Here is a 17,105-nt window from a genome sequence, read left to right on the forward strand (position 1 = left end):
CAGGCCCTCCAGCGCTTGTTGGGGCTGACCTAGGCGCTTGCGCTTTTCTTATGTGCTTGTCTTTTCACCCGGTAATCTCTATAATTGTGAGAGGCAAAATCGTTTAGGTGATTCTAGCTTGAATAGATATTTTTTAATATAGAGGAGTGACATGGATGGCCTTAACAGCAGGTATTGTTGGACTTCCTAACGTAGGGAAATCGACTTTGTTTAATGCAATTACACAGGCTGGTGCAGAATCAGCTAACTATCCGTTCTGTACGATCGACCCGAACGTAGGGATTGTTGAAGTTCCTGACCATCGTTTAAATAAATTGACTGAGCTTGTACAGCCGAAAAAGACTGTACCAACAGCTTTTGAATTCACTGATATCGCCGGGATAGTTAAAGGCGCAAGCAAAGGTGAGGGACTCGGCAACAAGTTCCTTTCACATATCCGCCAGGTAGATGCGATCTGTCAGGTAGTTCGCTGCTTTGCAGATGACAATATCACCCACGTTGCGGGTAGAGTAGATCCTATTTCTGACATCGAGGTTATTAACTTGGAATTAATCCTTGCTGACCTTGAATCAGTTGAAAAAAGAATTGGCCGTGTTGAAAAGCTTGCTAAGCAAAAAGATAAGGATGCAGCTGTCGAATTCCCAATCTTAGCTCGCCTCCGTGAAGCATTTGAAGCGGAGCAGCCGGCACGTGCGGTTGAATTCACGGAAGAAGAAATGAAGATTGTCAAACATCTTCATTTGCTTACAATCAAGCCAATGCTTTATGTGGCAAACGTAAGTGAAGATGAAGTTGCAGACCCAAACAACAATGAATACGTCCAGAAGGTTCGTGAGTTCGCAGCGAAGGAAAATGCTGAAGTAATCGTTATTTGCGCGAAGATCGAAGAAGAAATTGCTGAACTTGAAGGCGAAGAAAAAGCTATGTTCCTTGAAGAGCTTGGCATCGAAGAGTCAGGTTTGGACCAGTTGATCCGTGCTGCGTACAGCCTGCTTGGACTGGCTACTTATTTTACTGCTGGAGTGCAGGAAGTACGCGCTTGGACATTCCGCCGCGGCATGAAGGCTCCTCAATGTGCCGGCGTTATCCATTCAGACTTTGAGCGCGGTTTTATCCGTGCAGAAACAGTCCATTATGATGACTTGCTTGCAGCAGGCACGATGACAGCTGCCAAAGAAGCTGGAAAGGTTCGCCTTGAAGGCAAAGAATATGAAGTAAAAGACGGAGATATCATCCACTTCCGTTTTAACGTCTAATTGGAAAAGCCCTGCGGTGTAAATCGCGGGGCTTTTATATTTTTGGCTAAAATAGTCTCAGTTTTAGTTTATAACTTTGGACAAAAATACGAACATATGTTAGTGTTTAATTATAGATTAACAAAGGCTATAAATATGAAACGGTTAATCGTTTTTCATAGCATTGCTTTTGAAAAATAACTATGGTATAATTTCAACTTGTGAGTAATTAAACAATTATTCCTTGCCCTGTAATGGGGCCGTCAGACCAAAAGGAGGTGACAGTGATGAGAAAGTACGAAGTTATGTACATCATCCGCCCAAATATTGAAGAGGAAGCTAAAAAGGCTCTTACTGAGCGTTTCAGTGGAATTTTAACAGATAACGGTGCGGAAGTTTCAGAAGCTAAAGAATGGGGCAAACGCCGTCTTGCTTATGAAATCAATGATTTTCGTGATGGCTACTACCAGCTTTTAAAAGTAAATGCTGAGCCAGCTGCAGTTGAGGAATTCTCTCGTCTTGCAAAGATCAGCGAAGATATCATTCGCCACATCGTAATTAAAGAAGAAGAATAAATATAAAATTGATATATACTTTCAGCTGGAATTGTTTCACGTGAAACAGCACAGCTGAGGGGAAGGAGTTGATTCTGATGATGAATCGTGTCATTCTTGTCGGCCGTTTGACTAAGGATCCTGAATTACGCTTCACACCGAATGGAGTTGCAGTTGCTACTTTCACACTTGCGGTAAATCGTGCATTTACCAACCAGCAGGGTGAAAGAGAAGCGGACTTCATTAACTGTGTAGTATGGCGCCGTCCTGCTGAAAATGTTGCTAACTTCCTTAAGAAGGGCAGCCTGGCTGGCGTAGACGGACGTGTACAAACTCGCAGCTATGAGGGACAAGATGGTAAACGTGTTTACGTTACAGAAGTTCTAGCTGAGAGCGTTCAGTTCCTTGAGCCTAAAGGTCAAGGTCAAACTTCAGACAGAGGGGATAATAACTATTCCCGCCAAAATGATCAAGGTTCCCCATTTGGGAATCAGAATCAACGCCAAAATCAAGGTTATACAAAAGTAGATGAAGATCCATTTGCAGGTGGCGGCCAAATCGACATTTCAGATGATGATCTTCCATTCTAATATAAACTCGGACGTATTATAAAAATATACAAGGAGGGAAATGACCATGGCAATGGGTGGACGCAGAGGCGGACGTGCAAAGCGCCGTAAAGTTTGTTTCTTCACAGCAAACGGAATCACAAAGATCGATTATAAAGATACTGATCTTCTAAAAAAATTCATCTCTGAGCGCGGTAAAATTTTACCACGTCGTGTAACTGGAACTAGCGCTAAATATCAGCGTAAATTGACAGTTGCGATCAAACGTGCTCGTCAAATGGCATTACTGCCATACGTTTCAGGCGAATAATGATCGGATTTTAAAAGGCAGCGGGGTTCTCCCGCTGCCTTTTATATTAGGTTTTTGAACCTCTGCCTGCACTTCGGTTGATTGTCCCGTGCTTTGTAGCTAAAATAGTGCTTACGAGTTAGTTTTTTCTTGCAAAAGTCCTTATAGGTTTTCATCTTAAAGGCATTTGCGTATTACCGCTAAGGGGTGAATTATGAAAAATACATATAAGCTGACAGAAGGAGCCATATTACTGGCTATCTTTGCTGTTATGCTGCTGATTACCTTATATATACCTGTACTTAGTTTAGTGATTAATTTCTTCTTGGCATTACCTTTCTTGTTCTTTGGAGCAAAGCATGATTTGAAAAGCACCGCGGTGTTTACCCTGGCTGGAGTCCTGTTGTCAATGATTCTTGGTTCCTTTTTAGCGATACCCCTCGCTCTTGCTTATGGAACTACAGGAGCAGTAATGGGATATATGATCAGGGAAGGGAAAAGCAGGCTGGCAGTTTTCATGGCTGGTTCCATCGTGTTTCTTGTAAATATAGTAGGTCAATATGCTGTGTCAATCGTCCTTTTTAAAATTAACTTTATTGACGAATTAATGGATACATTCCGTTTGTCAGTTAAACAGTCGATCAAGATGCTTGAGCAATTAGGGCAGTCACCGGATGAGAAAATGATCAAGCAATTTGAATCCATGATTGATTTAATGGAGACGCTGGTACCTAGCATGTTCGTGATGGCATCTTTCCTGCTTGTGTTTGTCATCCAGCTTGCATCCTTTCCATTTCTGAAGCGATTTGGCATAGATGTTCCAAAGTGGCGTCCATTCAGGGACTTAGCCTTGCCAAAGAGTATTTTATGGTATTATCTTCTCACAATGCTTGCAGCGATGCTGATGAGGCCGGAGGAGGGGACTTATTGGTTCTGGGTGATTGCCAATCTTTCGTTCATTCTCCAGATGCTGATGGTTCTCCAGGGTTTATCATTTATCTTTTATATCACTCATGCTAAAGGGTATCCTAAGGCTTTGCCAATAGTCGTCATCGTCCTTTTATTCCTTCTGCCTTTTATTCTTTATATTGTCAGGATATTAGGTATAATTGATTTAGGATTTGATTTAAGAAAACGTCTTGTGGAGAAGAAGTAATCAGAAACTACTGCTTTAGGAGCTGAGCACATGCCTTCTTATTTAGAGAGGCGGCAAATACGTTATCCACTATATGGATTGATGGCCGTAACACTGGTGCTTATTGGAGTGCTGTCTTACTATAACTGGATTATAGGGGCAGCAGGGTTCATTCTCACCGGCCTGTTGATATATCTTATTTTTCAAGTGAATCATAAAATGAGACAAGAAACAGAAGAGTACATTTCCACTTTGTCGTACAGAGTCAAAAAGGTCGGCGAAGAAGCACTGATGGAGATGCCGATTGGCATTATGCTGATCAATGACGATTATTATATTGAATGGACCAACCCTTTCATCGCTTCATGCTTTCATGAAGACACTCTTGTCGGAAGATCTTTATACGATGTGGCTGATGCTGTCATACCATTGATTAAGCAAGAGGTTGAAACGGAAATTATATCGCTGCATGACCGTAAATTCAGAATCATCCATAAGCCGGAAGAACGGCTGCTCTATTTTTTTGATGTAACTGAACAGGCTGAAATAGAGAAAATGTATCATGATGAGAGAACGGTCATTGGCATCATCTATCTTGATAACTACGAGGAATTGACACAGGGAATGGATGATCAGACCAAGAGCAGTTTGAACAGCCTGGTAACCTCCATTTTAAATAAGTGGGCAACCACTAATGGCGTATTCCTTAAAAGGGTTTCTTCTGAACGATTTATCGCTGTTTTCAGTGAAAACATTCTTCATATGCTGGAAAAGGGAAAGTTCACGATTTTGGATGAAGTAAGAGAAACGACTTCTAAGCAAAATGTTCCACTCACATTGAGTATCGGAGTCGGCACAGGTGTTTCTTCGCTGCCTGAGCTTGGTTCCCAGGCGCAGTCCAGCCTCGATCTGGCATTGGGCCGTGGCGGGGATCAGGTCGCGATCAAGCAGCCAAATGGAAAGGTGAAATTTTACGGCGGCAAGACCAATCCCGTTGAAAAACGGACCAGAGTGAGGGCGAGGGTCATTTCCCATGCTTTGAAGGAATTGGTTGTTGAAAGCGACAAAGTATTGATCATGGGACATAAGAATCCAGATATGGACGCAATTGGTTCTGCAATCGGAATTTTGAAAGTTGCCCAGATGAATAAGCGAGAAGGATTTATTATTTATAATAAAAACGAAATAGATACGGGCGTACAGCGTCTGATGGCTGAAATCAAACAAAATGAAGAGATGTATTCACGTTTTATTTCACCGGAACAGGCATATGAAATCGCAACTGACGATACTTTGCTTGTCGTGGTCGATACTCATAAACCTTCATTGGTCATCGATGAAAGGCTTATGAATCGGATTGAAAATGTCATTGTCATCGATCATCACCGCAGAGGGGAAGAATTCATTAAGAATCCTCTTCTTGTCTATATGGAGCCATATGCTTCTTCTACAGCGGAGCTTGTGACTGAACTGCTCGAATATCAGCCGAAGAATGGTAAAATCCAAATGCTGGAGGCAACTGCATTATTGGCTGGAATCATCGTTGATACAAAAAGCTTTACTTTAAGAACGGGTGCACGTACTTTTGATGCAGCTTCTTACTTGCGAAGCCACGGGGCAGACACCGTTCTTGTCCAAAAGTTTTTAAAAGAAGATATCAATACGTATATCAAAAGAGCAAAAATTATTGAGAATGTTTATTTTTACAAAGATGGCATTGTCATATCAAGAGGCGAGGAGGACGTATACTGTGACCAGGTGCTGATAGCCCAGGCTGCAGACACTCTCTTGACCATGGATGGCGTAACAGCCTCATTCGTCATTTCTAAAAAGACAGACCATACTATTGGTGTAAGTGCCCGGTCACTTGGCGAAATCAATGTCCAGGTGATCATGGAGCATCTAGAAGGCGGCGGGCATTTAACAAATGCAGCCACCCAATTATATGACGTGTCCATGAATGAAGCCGAAGATATGGTTAAAAACGCTATAAATGAATATTTAGAAGGGGGACAAAAAGAATGAAAGTAATCTTTTTGAAGGATGTTAAAGGAAAAGGCAAAAAAGGCGAAATCAAAAACGTAGCTGATGGATATGCACATAACTTTTTGATCAAGCAAGGCTTGGCAGTTGAAGCAAATCAAGGTGCGATGAGCTCTTTGAATGCCCAGCAGAAAAAAGAAGAGAAAATGGCGCAGGAAGAATTGGAACAAGCGAAAGTTCTTAAGGAGACACTTGAAAAAGTGACAGTAGAACTCACTGCGAAATCCGGAGAAGATGGCCGTTTATTCGGATCCATCACAAGCAAGCAGATTGCTGAGGAACTGCAAAAAGCGCATAGCATTAAGCTTGATAAGCGAAAAATCGAGCTTCAGGATGCAATCCGCACGCTCGGCTACACGAAAGTTCCAGTAAAGCTTCATAAAGAAGTTCAAGCTGCTTTGAATGTCCATGTAAAAGAAGGAAAATAATTTACAGTTCCATCTAGTCATAAACATGTTAAAATAATATAGTTACAGAGAAATGGTGATCGGTAATGGCTGGTCACTTTTTTCTGTTAAAAAAGAAAGAATTCCTTTTGTAAGGGGGCAGGCAGATGAGTGAATTATTTGCGGATCGACTTCCGCCACAAAATATGGAAGCGGAACAAGCAGTGCTTGGTGCGATATTTTTAGAACCATCAGCTTTGACTCTTGCTTCAGAAATCTTAATCCCTGAAGATTTTTACCGAGTAGCTCACCAGAAAATCTTCAATGTCATGCTGGACTTGAGCGATAAGGGAAAAGCGATCGACTTAGTGACAGTGACAGAAAATCTGGCGTCCTCCAAGCTGATTGAAGATGTGGGCGGCGTTAGTTATTTAAGTGAATTGGCTGCATCGGTTCCGACAGCAGCAAATATAGAATATTATGCTAGAATCGTAGAAGAGAAATCTCTCCTCAGAAGGCTGATCCGTACAGCATCTGGCATCGCTGAAGATGGCTATATGCGCGAAGACGAAGTTGAAGCCTTGCTCGCTGAAGCGGAAAAGAACATCATGGAGGTTGCCCAGCGTAAAGGCGCCGGAGCCTTTCATAATATAAAAGATGTCCTTGTTAGGACTTACGATAATATTGAAGAAATGCATAACCGTAAGGGCGATATTACCGGTCTGGAAACAGGATTCACTGAACTGGATAGAATGACAGCAGGTTTCCAGCGAAACGATTTGATCATCGTTGGTGCTCGTCCTTCCGTAGGTAAAACAGCCTTCGCACTAAATATAGCCCAAAACGTTGCTAAGAAAACGGGAGAAAACGTAGCAATCTTCAGTTTGGAGATGGGTGCAGAACAGCTGGTCATGCGTGTTCTTTGTGCTGAAGGCAATATTGATGCCCAAAGGCTGCGTACTGGTTCCCTGACAGACGAAGACTGGGGAAAACTGACGATGGCAATGGGCAGCCTGTCAAACTCAGGGATTTTCATAGATGATACTCCCGGTGTCCGAATTACTGATATCCGTTCTAAATGCCGCCGCCTAAAGCAGGAGCATGGGCTTGGCATGATTATGATTGACTATTTGCAGCTTATTTTGGGAAGCGGCCGTGCTGGCGAAAACCGTCAGCAGGAAGTATCTGAAATTTCACGTTCACTGAAGCAATTGGCCCGTGAACTGAAGGTACCAGTTATAGCCCTTTCTCAGCTGTCCCGTGGTGTGGAACAGCGTCAAGATAAACGCCCGATGATGTCCGATATTCGTGAATCGGGATCCATCGAGCAGGATGCCGATATTGTTGCCTTCCTGTACCGTGATGACTATTATGACAAAGAATCAGAAAACAAGAACATCATTGAAATCATTATCGCTAAGCAGCGTAACGGCCCGACTGGCACCGTACAGCTAGCTTTCGTTAAGGAATATAACAAATTCGTCAACATCGAGCAGAGGTATGATGAATCGTACGCTCCACCAGGGGCATAATGAGAATTAATCCGTATTGGATTAGTTCTCTTTTTTTTGGCTGTTTTCTTAACTTATTTTTAATGTTTTGCTTCCAAATATCCATTTAAAACAACAATCTTAAATAAAACAGTCTTTTTTTACATAAAAAACAGATTTGTTTTCAAAAATAGTATTTACGAACGAATAATTTGTAACACAAATAAAATGTTCGTGTTTAATTGACTTTTTACTCGAAAAGCTGATAAACTTTATATGTTTGAAACGGGAATGAATTTACCGTATACCTTTGGAGGTGCTTTTTATATGTCATCAGTAGTAGTAGTAGGAACACAATGGGGAGACGAAGGAAAAGGGAAGATTACTGATTTCCTTTCTGAAAATGCTGAAGTAATTGCCCGTTACCAGGGTGGAAACAACGCTGGACATACAATAAAATTCAATGGCGAAACATATAAACTGCATTTAATTCCATCTGGAATTTTCTATAAAGATAAAATCAGCGTGATTGGCAACGGGATGGTCGTTGATCCAAAAGCACTTGTTAAAGAACTTGCCTATCTTCATGACAAGGGAGTGACCACTGACAACCTGCGTATCAGCAACCGTGCACATGTGATCCTTCCTTACCACCTGAAGCTTGACGAGGTCGAAGAGGCTAGCAAGGGTGCAAATAAGATTGGTACGACTAAAAAGGGCATTGGACCTGCATACATGGATAAGGCTGCACGAATCGGCATCAGGATTGCAGACCTGCTTGACCGCGAATCTTTCGAAGAAAAGCTTACGCGTAACCTTGAGGAAAAGAATCGCCTTTTTGAAAGAATTTATGAGACAGAAGGCTTCAAAATTGAAGACATTCTTGATGAATATTATGAATATGGCCAGCAAATTAAACATTACGTACAGGACACATCTGTAGTATTGAATGATGCACTTGATGATGGCCGCCGTGTGCTGTTTGAAGGGGCGCAGGGTGTTATGCTTGATATCGACCAGGGAACATATCCATTCGTTACTTCTTCCAACCCTGTTGCTGGCGGCGTAACGATTGGCTCTGGAGTTGGACCTACTAAGATTACACATATCGTCGGTGTGTCAAAGGCTTATACAACTCGCGTTGGCGATGGCCCATTCCCAACAGAGCTTGATAATGAGATCGGTCACCAAATCCGTGAAGTAGGTCGCGAATATGGTACAACAACAGGCCGTCCGCGCCGTGTCGGCTGGTTCGACAGTGTCGTTGTCCGCCATGCACGCCGCGTTAGTGGAATTACTGATCTATCTTTGAACTCGATCGATGTATTAACAGGAATCGAAACGCTGAAAATTTGCATCGCGTACCGCTACAAAGGCGAATTGATTGAAGAATTCCCAGCAAGCCTCAAAATGCTCGCAGACTGTGAGCCAGTGTATGAGGAGCTTCCAGGCTGGACGGAAGACATCACAGGCTGTAAATCACTAGATGAGCTTCCAGAGAACGCTAGACACTACCTGGAGCGTATTTCACAACTGACAGGAATTCCATTGTCCATCTTCTCAGTAGGCCCAGACCGCACACAGACAAACGTTGTGCGCAGTCCTTGGAGATCTTAATATATTTGTACCCCCGTCCTTAATGGAGCGGGGGTTTCTTAATTTTATATAGGAGGATGGTGCTCCATAACCTGGCATTAAGAAATAAAGTTCGAATTTGAAACGAGGTCTTGGAATTGGAAAAAAACATAAATAATTTCCAGTTCGCGGGATTTCGACAAAAGCTCGCGGGATTTACACTATTTTTCGCGGGATAAAGGTAAACTATCGCGGAATAAACCTTCATTTTCGCGGAATTGAATTGTCTAAAAAGTCTTGATCATTAAAATAAAATTATCCAGCCCCACTAAACGTATTTTTTATAAATAATTTGTCCTCTATCTGAATCAAAAGTTATAAAATTTTACTCAGCAGGCTAGAAAAATAATTAATACGAAAAAAATTTCAAAAAAACATATACAAACACTAAATTATTATGGTAATATAAACAACGTTGTCACCGAATCGACAAAATGCGATAAGAACTGCAAGCTTGAGAAAGACAGTTGTTCAATCGTAATCTATACGAGCCATTAGCTCAGTCGGTAGAGCATCTGACTTTTAATCAGAGGGTCGAAGGTTCGAGTCCTTCATGGCTCACCATTTTCATTCTGGCCCCTTGGTCAAGCGGTTAAGACACCGCCCTTTCACGGCGGTAACACGGGTTCGAATCCCGTAGGGGTCACTTTTACATATTTTATCATGGCTCAGTAGCTCAGTCGGTAGAGCAAGTTGCTTACATCTTCGACTAAGCATCTGCGGCAACTTGCGAGAAAGACCGGGAGGTCATTCGAGCAAAGGTCTTAAACAAAACAAAGTTTAGGAAATAATTTTATCATGGCTCAGTAGCTCAGTCGGTAGAGCAAAGGACTGAAAATCCTTGTGTCGGCGGTTCGATTCCGTCCTGAGCCATTAAAAAAGGGAGCGTGTCATATGACATGCTCCTTTTTTTTGTTTAATTGTAACATAATTGTAATATTACTGATAATTTTCATCACCCACAACTGGGTTATGTTTCTTTAATAAAGTAAAAAAGTTCATCCTATAAAACTAGGCTAAAAGCCTTATCGCGACTGGGTTTTAAACTTATTTTAAATAAAAATATACCGGCATACGTTACCAAATTACTTACAAATAACGTAATTTAATGTCAGCTATTATACATTTTTGTTACATATTGAAGTCTAGCATTCTTACTGATACATTTTATGGTAAAGTATAAAGGTACAATTTTCTGAAATTGGTTAAATAGTACTAGATTTATATATTTTGTTTTACCGTAGTGTAGGAGGATCAGAATGAAGAATTTAAAAAAGAAGCTGTCCAGTCTTGCGGGCAAAACATCAAAAGGGATGAATCCGACAATCAAGAAGTCCATCTTGGCTGCAGTCACTGTAGCTGCGTTGTCCTTTGGTGCTGGAAATGTCGCCCTTGCTGCTGAGTCGAATCTAACAACTGTATATTATGTCTATTTAAATGATAAATTCGTAGGGATTGTAGCGGATAAAGCTGAAGTTGAAAAAATGGTTGAAGAGAAGGTAGCATCGGTTCAAAAAGAATATAAAGATTTTGAAGTTGATCTTGGACTTGATGTTTCTTTTATTCCTGAACAGGTATTTTCTTCTGCAGCAAATACTGATAGTTCAGAGGTGTTAAACGCAATCAAGAGTCAAATGGCTGTTCAGGCCGAGGCGTCAGCTCTTGTTATTGACGGTGAACCTGTAGCTTACCTAAAGGATCAGGAAGCATCTAAAGAAGTCCTGAAAAAAATGATGCTTGAGTATGTAAGTGAAGAAGAATTAGCTGGGTTGGAGAATAGAAAGAAATCTCCTAATCTACCAATACCCGAAGTGAAAGAAAATGAAACTCGTCTATTAGACGTTCGTTTTACAAAAAATGTTTCACAATCATCAGAAAAAATTGACCCTGAAAAAATCTTAATGGTGGAAGAAGCGATTAAGCTTCTTAAAAAGGGTACGCTGGAAGAACAGAAGTACCAGGTTAAAGACGGGGATGTCCTAAGCAGCATTGCAAGCTCACATAATTTGAAGCTAACTCAATTACTTTCATTAAACAAATGGCTTAATGAGGATTCAGTTTTAAAGCCTGGCCAGGAGCTTAATGTAACGGTGTTAAAGCCTCTTGTAGAAGTGGTTGTTGATCGCCAGGCTTATGTAAAGGAAGAAGTTGCATTCCAAAAAGAGGTTGTAAATAACCCTAAAATGTTCAAAGGCGATACGAAGAAGCAGCAAACTGGCAAGAATGGTGTTAATGGGAAAATTTATGTAACATCAGAAAAGAATGGCCAGGTTGTCAAAAAAGAAGCGATTAAAACAGAAGTACTCCAGAAACCGGTAAATGAAATCATCATCAAAGGAACAAAGGTTGTTCCGTCTCGTGGAGAAGGAACCTTTGTATGGCCAACTAACGGTGGTTATATATCAAGTCAGCAAGGATACCGCTGGAGCAAGATGCACAAAGGAATTGATATCGCTAGACCTAGCAACTATACAATTAAAGCTGCTGATAACGGTGTAGTTGTTTTAGCTGGCAATAACAATGATGGATACGGCAATAAAATCATAATTGACCATCAAAATGGTTATAGAACGATGTATGCTCATCTTGCATCTATTACAGTAAGCTCAGGACAGACAGTAGCTCGCGGTTCAAAGATTGGCATCATGGGAAGGACAGGCAACTCTACTGGAATCCATCTCCATTTTGAAGTTTATCAAAATGGGAAGTTGATCAATCCAATGTCTAAACTCAATCGCTAAACTTATATGGAAAGAAGTCTCTAGACCACCTAGAGACTTTTTTCATTCATTAAGGCAGTTTTTATAAAAAGAGAAGAAAGTATAAAATTCACATCGAGAAATGTCCAGCTCCAGCGCTTGTCGGGGCTGACCAAGGCGCTTACGCTTTTCTTATAATGGGCAGGATTGGTACAATTGGGAAGAGAAGAAGAGAAGTTATATAACAGATAAATTCAGTTTTTTGCTGATTTAAAGTAAAATAGATAAGATAGGATTATTATAAAGAAGGCTATGTTGATTAGAAAGCCTGTGATTGAAAGATACAGGCAAGTTTAACAGGCCATAAAGTAAACAAAAATTTATACAGGGATTTATTTTGGCTAATAAAGGAGAATTGGTATGGAGAAAAAAATCTTGGTTGTAGATGACGAAAAACCAATTGCAGATATTTTACAGTTCAACTTGAAAAAAGAAGGCTATGATGTGTATTGCGCTTATGATGGTAACCAGGCAATCGAAATGGTAGAGGAAATCCAGCCGGATTTAATCTTGCTTGATATTATGCTGCCAATGCGTGATGGCATGGAAGTATGCCGTGAGGTCCGCAAGAAATATGAAATGCCGATCATCATGCTGACGGCTAAAGACTCTGAGATTGACAAGGTTTTAGGCCTTGAACTAGGTGCTGATGACTATGTAACGAAACCATTCAGCACAAGGGAGTTAATTGCCAGGGTTAAAGCTAACCTGCGCCGTCATCAGCAAATTGCTGTGCAGGCTGATCAGGAAGAGGAGTCCAATGAAATCACAGTTGGTTCTCTTACGATTCATCCGGATGCGTATGTTGTTTCAAAAAGAGGTGAAACAATCGAATTGACTCACCGCGAATTCGAACTGCTTCACTACTTGGCGAAGCATATTGGCCAAGTCATGACGAGGGAGCACCTGCTGCAGACTGTCTGGGGTTATGACTATTATGGAGATGTCCGTACGGTGGATGTTACGGTAAGGCGACTCCGTGAAAAAATTGAAGATAATCCTAGCCATCCGTCATGGATTGTGACAAGACGAGGAGTAGGCTACTATTTGAGAAACTCTGAGCAGGAGTAAGGAGCGGGAATGAAAAAGGTAGGTTTTTTTCGGTCCATTCATCTTAAATTTGTGATTATCTATGTATTGCTTATATTAGTTGCCATGCAAATAATAGGCGTATATTTTGTCCGTAAGCTAGAAACAACCTTGATGACAAACTATCAGGATTCCGTTAAGTCTCGTGTCGACCTTTTAGTCTATGATATTCAAGAAGAGCTGCTCAAGGAACGAGGGAAAGAGGATCCGACAAAGGAAGAAGCCATTCAAGAGATTTTAAGGGATTATAAAACCTCTAAAACCTCAGATATCTCTGAGATAAGGGTCATAGATGGCGGGAGCTTTAAAATCCTGGGTACGTCCAGCTCCACAAATCCGGGGCTTGTAGGGCAAAGGACAACCGACCTGAAAATAAAGCGGTCTATCGTCTTTGAAGAAGATGAGGATGTCATCCAGATGGACAATAAGACAGGCAAGAGAGTGTGGGTCCTCTCAACTCCGATCATGCATAACAATGAAGCCATCGGTGCTGTTTACTTAGTAGCAAGAGTCGAAAATATATTTACACAGATGAAGGATATTAACAAGATCCTGGCCACTGGAACAGCGATTGCGCTTATTTTCACTGCCATACTAGGCGTCCTGCTTGCCCAGACGATCACCAGGCCGATCTCGGATATGCGTAAACAAGCTTTGGCGATGACACGAGGGAACTTTTCACGGAAGGTCAAGGTATACGGTTATGATGAAATTGGTCAGCTGGCGATTACCTTCAACAATTTGACCAAAAAGCTTCAGGAAGCCCAGGCTACGACAGAGGGGGAGAAGAGAAAGCTATCTTCTGTTATCTCTTATATGACCGATGGTGTCATTTCTACTGACCGAAAAGGGCGGATTATCCTGATTAATGAGCCAGCAGCGCAAATGCTTGGTGTTTCACGTGAAACAGTTCTTTCGCAGCCAATTGTTTCTGTACTTGGGCTTGATGAAAATTATACATTTGAAGATCTCCTCCAGGAAAAAGACTCAATCGTCCTTGATTACAGTACAAAAAGCAAGCCGTTTATTTTACGGGCAAACTTTTCGATTATCCAAAAGGAAAGTGGCTTTGTGAATGGTTTGATTGCCGTTCTGTATGATATAACGGAACAGGAAAAAATTGATCTGGAGAGACGCGAATTCGTTGCAAACGTTTCTCACGAGCTGCGGACACCATTAACGACGATGCGAAGTTATTTGGACGCATTGGCGGAAGGAGCTTGGAAGGACGAAGAAATTGCGCCTAATTTCCTTGATATCACCCAGACTGAAACTGAGCGGATGATCCGTCTTGTGAATGATTTGCTTCAGCTTTCCAAAATGGACAGTGTCGATTATCGTCTTTCCAGGGAATGGGTGAACTTTCCGGTCTTTTTCAACCGCATTATTGACAGGTTTGAAATGACAAAAAATCAAAACGTCACGTTCGTCAGGGAGATTCCGGAAGACACGATGTTTGTAGAAGTGGATGAGGACAAGATTACGCAGGTCCTTTACAATATCATTTCAAATGCCATGAAGTATTCGCCAGAAGGTGGGACAATCACTTTCCGGACGAAAGAAATGGAAGATAAAATCACCATCAGCATCTCTGATGAAGGTGTTGGAATTCCTAAGGATAATCTTGATAAAATATTTGACCGTTTCTATCGCGTGGATAAAGCCAGGACACGTAAACTGGGAGGAACAGGACTGGGACTGGCGATTGCGAAGGAAATGGTTAATGCCCATGGGGGAAGAATTTGGGCAGATAGTGTGGAAGGAAAAGGGACAACAATCTATTTCACCCTTCCTTATGACCGGAGTGTAGAGGATGATTGGTCATGACATATGAAAACATAAAAACAGCAATCTTAACTTTTCTTGTCCTTCTCAGCGGTATATTGACCTGGAATATTTGGACTTACCAGCCGAACTATGAAAGTGTTGGCAATCAAAAGACCGTCAATGAGGTAAGCATTGCCACCCAAAAGGAAATAAGAAAAATCGTAAAGCCCCACCAGGTCATATACCATGTTGAGGGAAAACAATATGGTGCGATTGATAATGACCATATAGATAAAATCATGAATGTCATTACGAAGTGGAAATTTTACGATGTAAAAAAATATCCGGGGCGAATTACTGACTTCAATGACCGAATTGCCCAGGGAGCAAACACAGAGATTATTTTTCCAGATGAAGTCCCGATCGAACTATATAAAAGAGTCTTGAATATCGATGATAAAGACTTGCCGAAATTTGATTTTGACCGCATTATCATAAAAACAGAAACCCAGCAGAAGCAAGAAGGAATCATTTATTTTTATTCACAGAGGAATCAGCAAGTCTATGAAAGCAATGTAAATCCTTCATTCATTAATGATTTTGCAGCTAATTATTATAGAAATGCGGGCAGGCTGACACCCTATTTTGAGCATGATATTTCTGATATTAAGCGAATCTATTTGCCATCTGATCCAATCGACATGGTTAAATACACATATTATCAAAATCCGCTGGACTCCGAGAAGTTCAAAGAAGCGCTTTTCAAGGATCCAAGTTTTGTCCAAAGAAGTGTATCTGATTATGGTGAAGAGTATACGGATGATGCCAGTAAAATGACGGTTGATAGCCAGACGAATATGATTTATTATGTGAACCCAATCCGCGATCGTGAATCTGTGATTGGAACGAGCAATGTTCTTCAAAAGAGTATCGAATTTGTAAACAGTCATGGCGGCTGGACAGAAGCATACCGTTATGTGTACAAGGATGATTTTAACCAGAGAGTCCTTTTCAGGTTATACAGCAAGGAAGGCTATCCTATTTTTAACCAAATGGGCATGTCTGAAATCGAACAGCAGTGGGGTCAATTAGAGATAAGCAGATACATTCGTCCAGGGTTTCATTTGGAATTGCCATTGAATCCGGATGTGAAAACGAAAAAGCTTCCGTCTGGCCAGAAAGCGCTGGAACTTTTAGAGAAAAGGAAGGATTTCAATCCTGATTTGCTTGGTAATCTTATGCCAGGTTACTATATGACGCAGGGACCAGGGGATTCACCTTTAATCCTGCTAGAGCCAGGATGGTTTTATCAATACGAACAAGAATGGCATGAACTGGTCTGGGAGGAGGGACTGAAGAATGGATTGGAGTAGAATTAAAACAATCTTTATTCTGACCTTCCTTGTCCTGAATATTTATTTGGTTTATCAATTTTTGAACACAAGGGATGCCGCCCAGTATGAAATCATTAAAGAGGCCTCTCTGGAAGAAAAGCTTAAGAATGACTCCATTCGATATCCTGAACTCCCTGAAACAAAGAAGGAACGTTATATCAGTGTCAGGACAAAAGTGTTTAAGAATGAAGAACTGGATAAAACAAAGGGACAGGTTATCAATCTTGGTGATGGTACCGCTATCGAAGCGAAGCTTGCAAAGCCAATCAAGCTTTCAAGTAAATTTGAACCGGCGGAACTCTCTGGATTCATTAAGTCGAATATCTTTTCTGGAGAACAGTATAAGTTTTGGAAAAAGGATGACGAAACCAAGACCATCACTTATTACCAGCAGTATGATAATAAAACTTTTTATTATAACAGCAATGCGAGATTGATCTTGTATTTTAATGCAAATAATGAAGTGGTTTCATATAGACAGACCTATTTGGAAGTCATTGATGAGAAGCTTTCAGATGAAGAGGAATTGCTGACACCATTAAGAGCGATGGAAACTCTTTATAAAAAGGGACTGCTGAAGCCGAAAAGCGAAATTACCAAAGTTGAACTGGGATACTCTACACTCGTATCGCTGACGGCCTCACATGTGGTAACGCCAACGTGGAGGCTTGTCGTGGACGGCAAGGAGAACCTTTTTGTCCATGCATTTGAAGGAAGGGTTATTCCATTGACTGATGGTGAAAATCAAACAACGGAGTGA

The 17,105-nt window shown here is 41.2% G+C and carries 14 protein-coding genes and 3 tRNA genes; all 17 read left to right on the forward strand.

The window, feature by feature from the left end:
* Positions 1-155 precede the first annotated feature (155 nt).
* The 17 genes from ychF (at position 156) to V7201_RS06180 (ending at position 17,105) form a co-directional block, all read left to right on the forward strand.
* Entirely contained in the window at positions 156-1,256 is a 1,101-nt protein-coding gene (gene ychF, locus V7201_RS06100) for a redox-regulated ATPase YchF (RefSeq protein WP_335375903.1), read from the forward strand.
* 266 nt (positions 1,257-1,522) lie between these two features.
* Entirely contained in the window at positions 1,523-1,810 is a 288-nt protein-coding gene (gene rpsF, locus V7201_RS06105; protein ID WP_335375904.1) for a 30S ribosomal protein S6, read from the forward strand.
* A 77-nt stretch (positions 1,811-1,887) separates the two neighbouring features.
* Complete coding sequence (gene ssb / locus V7201_RS06110; RefSeq protein WP_335375905.1) at positions 1,888-2,379, forward strand: single-stranded DNA-binding protein; 492 nt, start codon at positions 1,888-1,890, stop codon at positions 2,377-2,379.
* A 52-nt stretch (positions 2,380-2,431) separates the two neighbouring features.
* Positions 2,432-2,668 (forward strand): 30S ribosomal protein S18, encoded by a 237-nt coding sequence (rpsR, locus tag V7201_RS06115; RefSeq protein ID WP_207501589.1) that lies wholly within the window; start codon positions 2,432-2,434, stop codon positions 2,666-2,668.
* A 193-nt stretch (positions 2,669-2,861) separates the two neighbouring features.
* Positions 2,862-3,803: a YybS family protein gene (locus V7201_RS06120; RefSeq protein WP_335375906.1), complete on the forward strand. Its 942-nt coding sequence runs from the start codon at positions 2,862-2,864 to the stop codon at positions 3,801-3,803.
* A gap of 30 nt (positions 3,804-3,833) precedes the next feature.
* Complete coding sequence (locus V7201_RS06125; protein WP_335375907.1) at positions 3,834-5,807, forward strand: DHH family phosphoesterase; 1,974 nt, start codon at positions 3,834-3,836, stop codon at positions 5,805-5,807.
* Positions 5,804-6,253 (forward strand): 50S ribosomal protein L9, encoded by a 450-nt coding sequence (gene rplI, locus V7201_RS06130; RefSeq protein ID WP_335375908.1) that lies wholly within the window; start codon positions 5,804-5,806, stop codon positions 6,251-6,253. Before V7201_RS06125 ends, rplI begins: the two co-directional genes overlap by 4 nt.
* 125 nt (positions 6,254-6,378) lie before the next feature.
* The gene (gene dnaB, locus V7201_RS06135) at positions 6,379-7,743 is read left to right on the forward strand and encodes a replicative DNA helicase (protein WP_335375909.1); all 1,365 of its coding nucleotides are present in this window, start codon (positions 6,379-6,381) and stop codon (positions 7,741-7,743) included.
* Between the two features lie 285 nt (positions 7,744-8,028).
* On the forward strand, positions 8,029-9,318 hold the full coding sequence (locus tag V7201_RS06140) for an adenylosuccinate synthase (protein ID WP_335375910.1): 1,290 nt from the start codon (positions 8,029-8,031) through the stop codon (positions 9,316-9,318).
* Between the two features lie 506 nt (positions 9,319-9,824).
* Positions 9,825-9,900: transfer RNA gene (locus V7201_RS06145), tRNA-Lys, on the forward strand.
* Between the two features lie 10 nt (positions 9,901-9,910).
* A tRNA-Glu gene (locus V7201_RS06150) sits at positions 9,911-9,982 on the forward strand.
* Between the two features lie 154 nt (positions 9,983-10,136).
* Positions 10,137-10,209: transfer RNA gene (locus tag V7201_RS06155), tRNA-Phe, on the forward strand.
* A 386-nt stretch (positions 10,210-10,595) separates the two neighbouring features.
* Entirely contained in the window at positions 10,596-12,077 is a 1,482-nt protein-coding gene (locus V7201_RS06160) for a M23 family metallopeptidase (protein WP_335375911.1), read from the forward strand.
* A gap of 378 nt (positions 12,078-12,455) precedes the next feature.
* Positions 12,456-13,166, forward strand: a complete 711-nt coding sequence (yycF, locus tag V7201_RS06165) for a response regulator YycF (protein ID WP_335375912.1) — start codon at positions 12,456-12,458, stop codon at positions 13,164-13,166.
* A 9-nt stretch (positions 13,167-13,175) separates the two neighbouring features.
* On the forward strand, positions 13,176-15,011 hold the full coding sequence (gene walK / locus V7201_RS06170; protein WP_335375913.1) for a cell wall metabolism sensor histidine kinase WalK: 1,836 nt from the start codon (positions 13,176-13,178) through the stop codon (positions 15,009-15,011).
* On the forward strand, positions 15,008-16,324 hold the full coding sequence (locus V7201_RS06175) for a YycH family regulatory protein (RefSeq protein ID WP_335375914.1): 1,317 nt from the start codon (positions 15,008-15,010) through the stop codon (positions 16,322-16,324). Before walK ends, V7201_RS06175 begins: the two co-directional genes overlap by 4 nt.
* Positions 16,311-17,105 carry a two-component system regulatory protein YycI gene (locus V7201_RS06180; protein ID WP_335375915.1) on the forward strand — a complete coding sequence of 265 codons (795 nt, stop codon included), beginning with the start codon at positions 16,311-16,313 and terminating at the stop codon, positions 17,103-17,105. Before V7201_RS06175 ends, V7201_RS06180 begins: the two co-directional genes overlap by 14 nt.

Source organism: Bacillus sp. JJ1122, from assembly GCF_036964885.1.
Lineage (GTDB): Bacteria > Bacillota > Bacilli > Bacillales > Cytobacillaceae > Mesobacillus.